This window comes from Massilia sp. BKSP1R2A-1, assembly GCF_050586525.1.
Classification (GTDB): Bacteria; Pseudomonadota; Gammaproteobacteria; order Burkholderiales; family Burkholderiaceae_D; genus Telluria.
In genome coordinates this window covers 39,231-46,512 of record NZ_JBOBRE010000023.1, presented here as the reverse complement: position 1 = coordinate 46,512, position 7,282 = coordinate 39,231, and the positions used below count along the sequence as shown (strand labels likewise).

The window sequence follows — 7,282 nt, the reverse complement described above, 5'->3', positions numbered from 1 at the left end:
TTTCTTCTTTGGGGCAGGGTTCCGGTCATTGATAATGTTAACGCGAATAAGAATGATTCTTGTTTACATATGCGAATATTTTCTTTACAATAATTTTCTTTCTTGAACCTCCACTCTCTGATCGCTAAGGAACTGCAAGACATGAAAACAATAAAAAGCCGCAAACACCCGCAACCCCACGTGATGGGCGCAGCCCTGGCGGCCGTCCTGCTGCCGCTGGCCGCCCACGCGGCCGACGCGGACAACGCGGCGCCGGACATGAAGCCTTCGTCGAAGGTCGAAATCGTCGGCAAGACCGAAAACCCATTCAAGGCCGAGCACGCATCCTCCGCCAAGTACACCGAGAAGCTGCTCGACACCGCGCAGACCGTGCAGGTCATCAAGAAGGAACTGTTCGAGCAGCAGGGTGCCGTGACCCTGACTGAAGCGCTGCGCAACACCCCGGGCGTGGGCGCCTTCTTCCTGGGAGAGAACGGCAACACCAACACCGGCGACGCGATCTTCATGCGCGGCTTCGACACCTCGGGCAGCATTTTCGTGGACGGCGCACGCGACATCGGTTCGATCTCGCGCGACACCTTCAACCTGGAGCAGATCGACGTCCTGAAGGGCCCGGCGGGCACCGATACCGGCCGCGGTTCGCCGACCGGTTCGATCAACCTGGTCAGCAAGAAGGCCAACCTCACGGCCGGTAAATCGGGCTCCATCCTGGGCGGCACCGACTCGCAGAAGCGCGCCACCGCCGACGTCAACACGGTCCTGAACGCCGAGCGCGGCATCGCGCTGCGCCTGAACGCGATGGCCCAGGATTCGGATGCGCCGGGCCGCGAGGTGGTCAACAACAAGCGCTGGGCCGTGGCCCCGAGCCTGGGATTCGGCCTGAACGGCGCGACCCGCGTCTACCTGGACTACCTGCATGTGGACCAGGACAATGTGCCTGACGGCGGCGTGCCGACCATCGGCCTGCCGGGCTATGCCAGCCCGGACCCGACCCGCCCCTTCCTGAGCAGCGCCGCGCCTGTCGACCCGAACAATTTCTACGGCTCGAACAGCGACTTCGACAAGGTCAAGGCGAACATGGCCACCATCCGCGTCGAGCACGAGTTCGCGCCGAACATGCGCCTGTCCAACGTCAGCCGCTATGGCCGCACCAAGCAGGACTACCTCCTGACCGCCTGGCTGGCCAGCACCGCCAACTTCAAGACCCCGGTGGTCGGCGATCCCTCGACCTGGACCGTGGCGCGCAGCACCCGCACCGTCAAGGACGCCGAGAACAAGATCCTGACCAACCAGACCACGCTGACCACCGATTTCACGACGGGCGACGTGGCGCACACCCTGGTGAGCGGCCTGGAATTCGTCAACGAGACCCAGGTGACCTATGGCCGCACCGGCCTGGGCACGCTGCCGGCCGCCAACCTGTACCGTCCGAACCCGGCCGATCCGGTCACCGGCCTGACCCTGGCCCGTACCGGCGCCCACAACGAAGGCGACGTCGACACCCAGAGCTTGTTCGTGTTCGACACCATGAAGTTCGGCGAGAAGTGGATCTTCAACGGCGGCGTGCGGGTGGACCGTTTCCGCGGTACCTACAATGCGGTGGCCCTGACCAACAACGTGCTGGTCCCGACCCGTTTCAACGTCGGCAAGACCCTCGTCAACGGCAAGGCCTCGCTCCTGTACAAGCCGACCGCCAACAGCAGCGTCTACGGCATGGTCGCCAGCTCGAAGCAGCCGCCCGGCGCGGCCTTCACGGTCTCCGGCAGCGCCAGCAGCGCCCAGAACCCGGCCTACGATCCGCAGGCAACCCGCACCTACGAACTGGGCGGCAAGCTCGACCTGCTGCGCCAGAAGCTGGCCCTGTCGGCGGCCCTGTTCCGCACCGACGTGAAGAACGAGGTCGAGCAGGATCCGGTGGACCTGCAGTGGTACCAGACCGGCCACAAGCGCGTGCAGGGCGTCGAGCTGGGTATGACCGGCGCGCTGTCGACCAACTGGCTGGTGAGCGCGGGCTACCTGTACATGGACACCAGCATCGAAGCGGGACGCATGATCACTGCGGACGGCGGCAACAGCCTGACCTACACGCCGAAGTCCTCGTTCACCCTGTGGACCTCGTATGACGTGACGCCAAGCTTCAAGATCGGCGGCGGCGCCCGCTTCAGCGACGAGCTCAAGCGCGGCACCGACGGCGCGGTCGGCACGCCGAAGTACACCGAGTCCTACTGGGTCTTCGATGCGATGGCGTCCTATCGCATCAGCCCGAACCTGGACCTGCGCCTGAACGTGTACAACATCGCGGATGAAGAGTACGTGGCCAGCATCAACAAGAGCGGCTACCGCTACACCCCGGGCGCGGCGCGTTCGGCCAGCCTGACGGCGAACTTCCGCTTCTGATCACGACGCCGGCTTCGCGCCGGCGTTTTTCATTGCTTGCTCTGCTGCTGGAACCACTCGAACAGGCCGGCCTCGTTGTAGGCATGCACCCATGCCTGCACGTGCCCGGCTTCCGGCAGCATCGTGTACTTCACATTCCCTCCCTGCGCCTTGAGCGCGTCCACCATGCGCGCCGATTCCGATTCCGGCACCGCATCGTCCTTCAGGCCGTGGAAGACCCATACCGGCACGTTCTTGAGGCGGGTCGCCAGGCGCGGGATGCCGCCGCCGCAGATGGGGGCGACCGCGGCGAAGTAATCCGGGTAGCGGGCCGCGAAGTCCCAGGCGCCGTAGCCGCCCATGCTGATGCCGGTGAGGTAGACGCGCTTCGGGTCGACGTTGTAGCGCTTGAGGATATCGTCCAGCATCACCTTCAGCTGGTAGCTGTCCCACCATTCGCCCTCGGGCACCTGGGGCGAGACCACCATGAAGGGGAAGTCCGGGTCCTTCTCGACGATCGCCGGCGGGCCCCAGGTCTTGACCTTCTCCAGGTCGGCGCCGCGTTCGCCCGAGCCGTGCAGGAAGACAATCAGCGGAACCTTGTCGCCACGCGGCGAATAATTCTTCGGCAGGAAGGTGAGGTAATTGATCTTGCCCTTGATGCTGGTGCTGCGTGCGACCTGCGGCGAGCGGGCGGTGGAGGAAGAGGTGGCGGCGAGGGCGGCGCCGGCCGTGCACAGGGCGAGGGCGGCGATGGCGAGACGGGTCAGGACGCGGGGCATCTGGGACGACTCCGAAAAGAGTTGATGAGATGCATTAACTCTAGCACGGAGCGCGGGACATTCGCAGGGTGGTCGGCTTCGCCGACCGCGCGTTCAAGCGGCGTGAAATCGGACGATGCGGGTCAATGCACCGTGTATTTGAACGCGCGCACGGCGAAGCGTGGTCCAGTCCACTGGACTGGACCACGCCTACGGTTCAGTGGAAGTGCTCGGTGCCGGTTGGTGCGTCTTCCGGCATTTCGGCGTGCACCAGCTCGCCCGTCGGGTCGGCGAACAGCGGGGCGCCGCAGTCGTCGCAGTATTCGGCGACGTAGCGTTCGCTGATGCGCTTGATGTGGGCGATGCCGGCTTCGTTCAGGTGGGCGACGATCTCGTTGATCGGGGTCAGCGGGGCCGGGCCGATGGCGTAAGGGCCTTCCATCGGCGTGCCGTTCTCGTCTTCCTGGCCGTAGAGCGGCCACACGATGCCGTACATGACGTCGCTGTCCTGGCGCATCGTGAAGGAGACGCGGTATTCGTCGATCTGGATGTCGGCCGACTCTTCGCCGAAGCCGGCGATGACGGCGCGCAGGTCCGAGGGCTCCACGCCCAGGGTGTGGGTGAGGTAGTGGACGGCGGCGCGGATCGAGATCGGGCGGATCAGCTTGTCGGCTTCGCGGCAGGCCACGTAATACGCTTCCGGCAGCAGCAGCTCGACGCCGCAGCCCGGCAGCAGGCGCGCGATGTTCGCCGTGCCCTGGGCGCGCCACTGTTCCAGCGCGCGGTTGCGTTCTTCGGCGAACTGGATGTGGTGCTGCGGCTCCTGCCAGCGGAACATCGGGGCGCCCTGCGGCGCGACGATGGCCACCAGCAGGTAGCGGGTGTCGGCCAGGAAGGGCGCGGTTTCCTCGCCGCGCGCGGCGGGCTTGACCGTGCCGCCCTTGTGCGCGCTTGCCGCCAGCTTGTGGGTGAGCGCGTAGGTCTCGGCATGGGTGCGCGGCAGCTGGTCGATCGAATACAGGGTCGGCGCCATGGCGATGCGCGTGCCCTCGGCCAGCAGGTGGGCCGAGAAGTGGGCCTGCAGGGTCGACAGCATCTCTGCCGGGATATTGCCCGAGGCGATGTTGAAGCGGGTCCAGGCGAGCACGGGCGCAGCCACCAGCAGGGCCTGCCAGGTGACGTCGCTGCCGTCCTGCTGTTCCACCATGGTGGCCGACTCGCTGACCGCCTCGACGGCGTCCATCAACACGTCGTAGGAAGCGAGGTCGTCCTTGAACAGGGCGTTCAGGGCGGCGTCGATGCTGTCCTGGTGGTTGGTCTTGAGCAGCTTCTGCAGTTGCGTGTCCAGCTGGCGCTCCCAGGTCCGTTCCTCGACCCGGCTGGCGGCTTGCATGATGGCTTGCGCAAGGCTGACGAGACGCTGGCTTTCGACGGAGAGTTTAGGGGATGAATCTTTGGAAGGACGACGCATGGCGCTGTGGTTTCTCTTATTCGAAGGTGGACATCGCAAGGGCATGATAAACCCTGGTCCCCGGTATTGTAGTTGATTCGGCCACATGCCATGAACACAAGCCTTCGGCTTTCGAGCGGGAAGCGGGCATGTGCGCTTGCAAAAAACCTAAATAGAAACCATAATGCGAATCGTTCTCATTAAACTTATCAATCACTATCCTGTATGACTGGCAGGCCCGGCCGTACCCCAATTAAGAAGAAAATGACCAAGTCGAACTCGCAAGCTGGCAGCACCTTCATCAAGAGCAGGAAACACGCACGTCCTTCCGCTTCGACCCTGTCCGCACCGGCGATCGCCGTGCTGGCCACGCTGGCGATGCCGCTGGCCTACGCCGGCGGCGTGGCCGATGAAGCGCCCGCAATGCAGGAGGGCAGCAAGCTGCCGCAGGTGCACGTCAACGCCAACGGCAATGGCGACCGCGCCATCCAGGGTCCGGCCAGGTCGAGCTCCGACAAGTTCACCGCGCCCCTGCTGGATACCCCGAAATCGGTCACCGTCGTCACCTCCGAAACCATCTCGCAGACCGGCGCCGTGTCGCTGACCGACGCGCTGCGCACCGTCCCGGGCATCACCATCGGCGCCTCCGAAGGCGGCAACCCGGTGGGCGACAACCTCTTCATCCGCGGCTACAACGCCCAGACCGACACCTATATCGACGGCATCCGCGATTCCGGCTCACAGTCGCGCGAGATTTTCGCGATCGAGCAGGTCGAAGTGGTGAAGGGCCCGAACTCGGCGCTGGGCGGCCGTTCCTCGGCCGGCGGCGGCATCAACATCGTCACCAAGACGGCCAGGGACACCAACTTCAGCAACGCCACCGTGGGCCTGGGCACCGACAAGTATGCCCGCGTGACCACCGATATCAACCGCGTGATCGGCGAGGGCACCGCCTTCCGCCTGAACACGATGGTCCACAACGCCGACACCGCCGGCCGCGACGTCGTCGGCGGCGAACGCTGGGGCATCGCACCGACGGTCACCTTCGGCCTGAACGGCCCGACCCGCGCGATCCTGAGCTACTACCACATGAAGAGCAGCGAGATCCCGGACACCGGCATCCCGTTCAACAACCCGGTCACCAGCGGCGCCGACGTGGCCAAGAACGGCGGCGGCACCCCCTTCACCGTGGACCGCGAAGCCTTCTACGGCCTGAAGAACCGCGACTTCCGCGACACCCAGACCGACGTCGCCACGGTCGACCTGCGCCATGAATTCAGCCCGAGCCTGGCGGTGCGCAACGTCACCCGCTGGGGCAAGACCGGCCAGGACTACATCTACACCCAGCCGGACGACTCGAAGGGCAACACCGTCCGCTACGGCACCGTCTGGCGCCGCGCCAACACCCGCGTGGTGGACACCAGGACCCTGGCCAATGCGACCAGCCTGAACGGCGAACTCCTCACCGCCGGCATCAAGCACAGCTTCAACGTCGGCGTCGAGTTCTCGCGCGAAGACACCAACCGCGGCAGCTTCGTCTTCACTCCAGGCACCAACAACCCGCTGACCGGCACCTCGACCTGCCCGACCGCGGGCGCGGCGACGCTGTACAACTGCACCACCCTGGTCAACCCGAACCCGTATGACCCGTGGCTCTACACCCGCACCGAGTCGCCGACCCTGACCACGGTCGAGACCCGCACCCGCGCCGTCTACGGCTTCGACACCATCGAACTCAGCCCGCAATGGCTGGTGAACCTGGGCGCGCGCTGGGACGACTTCTCGAGCACGCTGTTCACCCCGGCCACCGCGACGGCCGGCGCGACCCGCGCCCGCGTCGAATCGATGTTCGACACCTACCAGGCCGGCCTCGTGTACAAGCCGAAGGCGAACGGCAGCATCTACCTGTCGTGGGCGACCTCGGCCACCCCGCCGGGCAACGACGGCGGCGACGGCCTGGATGCGCTCACGGTGCAGATCCAGAACCTGCAGCCGCAGAAGAGCCGCAACGTGGAACTGGGCACCAAGTGGGAAGTCCTGCCGGGTGGCCGCCTGTCCCTGAGCGCCGCCATCTTCAAGAGCGACATGGACAATGCCCGCGTCACCGCGCCTGACGGTGCTACCCAAAACGTGGGCCGCAAGGAGCTCAAGGGCGTCGAATTCGGCGTGTCGGGCAAGCTGACCAATGCCTGGACCGTGTTCGGCGGCTACACCTGGCTGGACGGCATCATCGCCGACAACGGCTTCGTGAACACCGGCACCACCGCAGCGCCGCGCTGGACGCCGTCGCCGTTCAACGGCAACGCCTTCCCGACCACGCCGAAGCACAGCGCCTCGCTGTGGACGACCTATGCGGTGAACAAGGCCTTCACCTTTGGCGCCGGCGCCAACTACGTGGATCGCCAGTTCGCCAACGTGAACAACAACAAGTACTCGCCTGCCTACACCCGCTTCGATGCGATGGCGAGCTACACCCTGAACCAGAGTGTTTCGTTCCAGCTGAACATCCAGAACCTGACGGACAAGTTCTACTTCGACCGCGTCTCCTCGCCGCACTATGCCGGCGTGGGCGCGGGCCGTTCGGCCAGCCTGATGGCCAACCTCAAGTTCTGAGTAACCGGGTACCACCCCCGCCGGGCAACCGGACTTCGCCCTCCTGATATCCTCAGGGGGGCTTTTTTCATCAAGAGGATCT

Annotated in this window: 4 protein-coding genes; 2 read left to right on the top strand and 2 right to left on the bottom strand. The window is 65.1% G+C overall.

The genetic code is table 11. The features are described 5' to 3' along the window. The first annotated feature begins 141 nt into the window (after positions 1-141). The gene (locus ACQ7JA_RS24465; RefSeq protein ID WP_430902303.1) at positions 142-2,397 is read left to right on the top strand and encodes a catecholate siderophore receptor Fiu; all 2,256 of its coding nucleotides are present in this window, start codon (positions 142-144) and stop codon (positions 2,395-2,397) included. 29 nt (positions 2,398-2,426) lie between these two features. On the opposite strand, the gene ACQ7JA_RS24460 is transcribed toward ACQ7JA_RS24465, so the two are convergent. Beyond that, complete coding sequence (locus tag ACQ7JA_RS24460; protein ID WP_430902302.1) at positions 2,427-3,158, bottom strand: prolyl oligopeptidase family serine peptidase; 732 nt, start codon at positions 3,156-3,158, stop codon at positions 2,427-2,429. Positions 3,159-3,354: 196 nt separating this feature from the next. Further along, positions 3,355-4,608: a DUF2863 family protein gene (locus ACQ7JA_RS24455; protein WP_430902301.1), complete on the bottom strand. Its 1,254-nt coding sequence runs from the start codon at positions 4,606-4,608 to the stop codon at positions 3,355-3,357. A gap of 243 nt (positions 4,609-4,851) precedes the next feature. On the opposite strand from ACQ7JA_RS24455, the gene ACQ7JA_RS24450 reads away from it, so the two are divergent. Further along, positions 4,852-7,200, top strand: a complete 2,349-nt coding sequence (locus tag ACQ7JA_RS24450; RefSeq protein WP_430902300.1) for a TonB-dependent receptor — start codon at positions 4,852-4,854, stop codon at positions 7,198-7,200. The last annotated feature ends 82 nt before the right edge of the window (positions 7,201-7,282 follow it).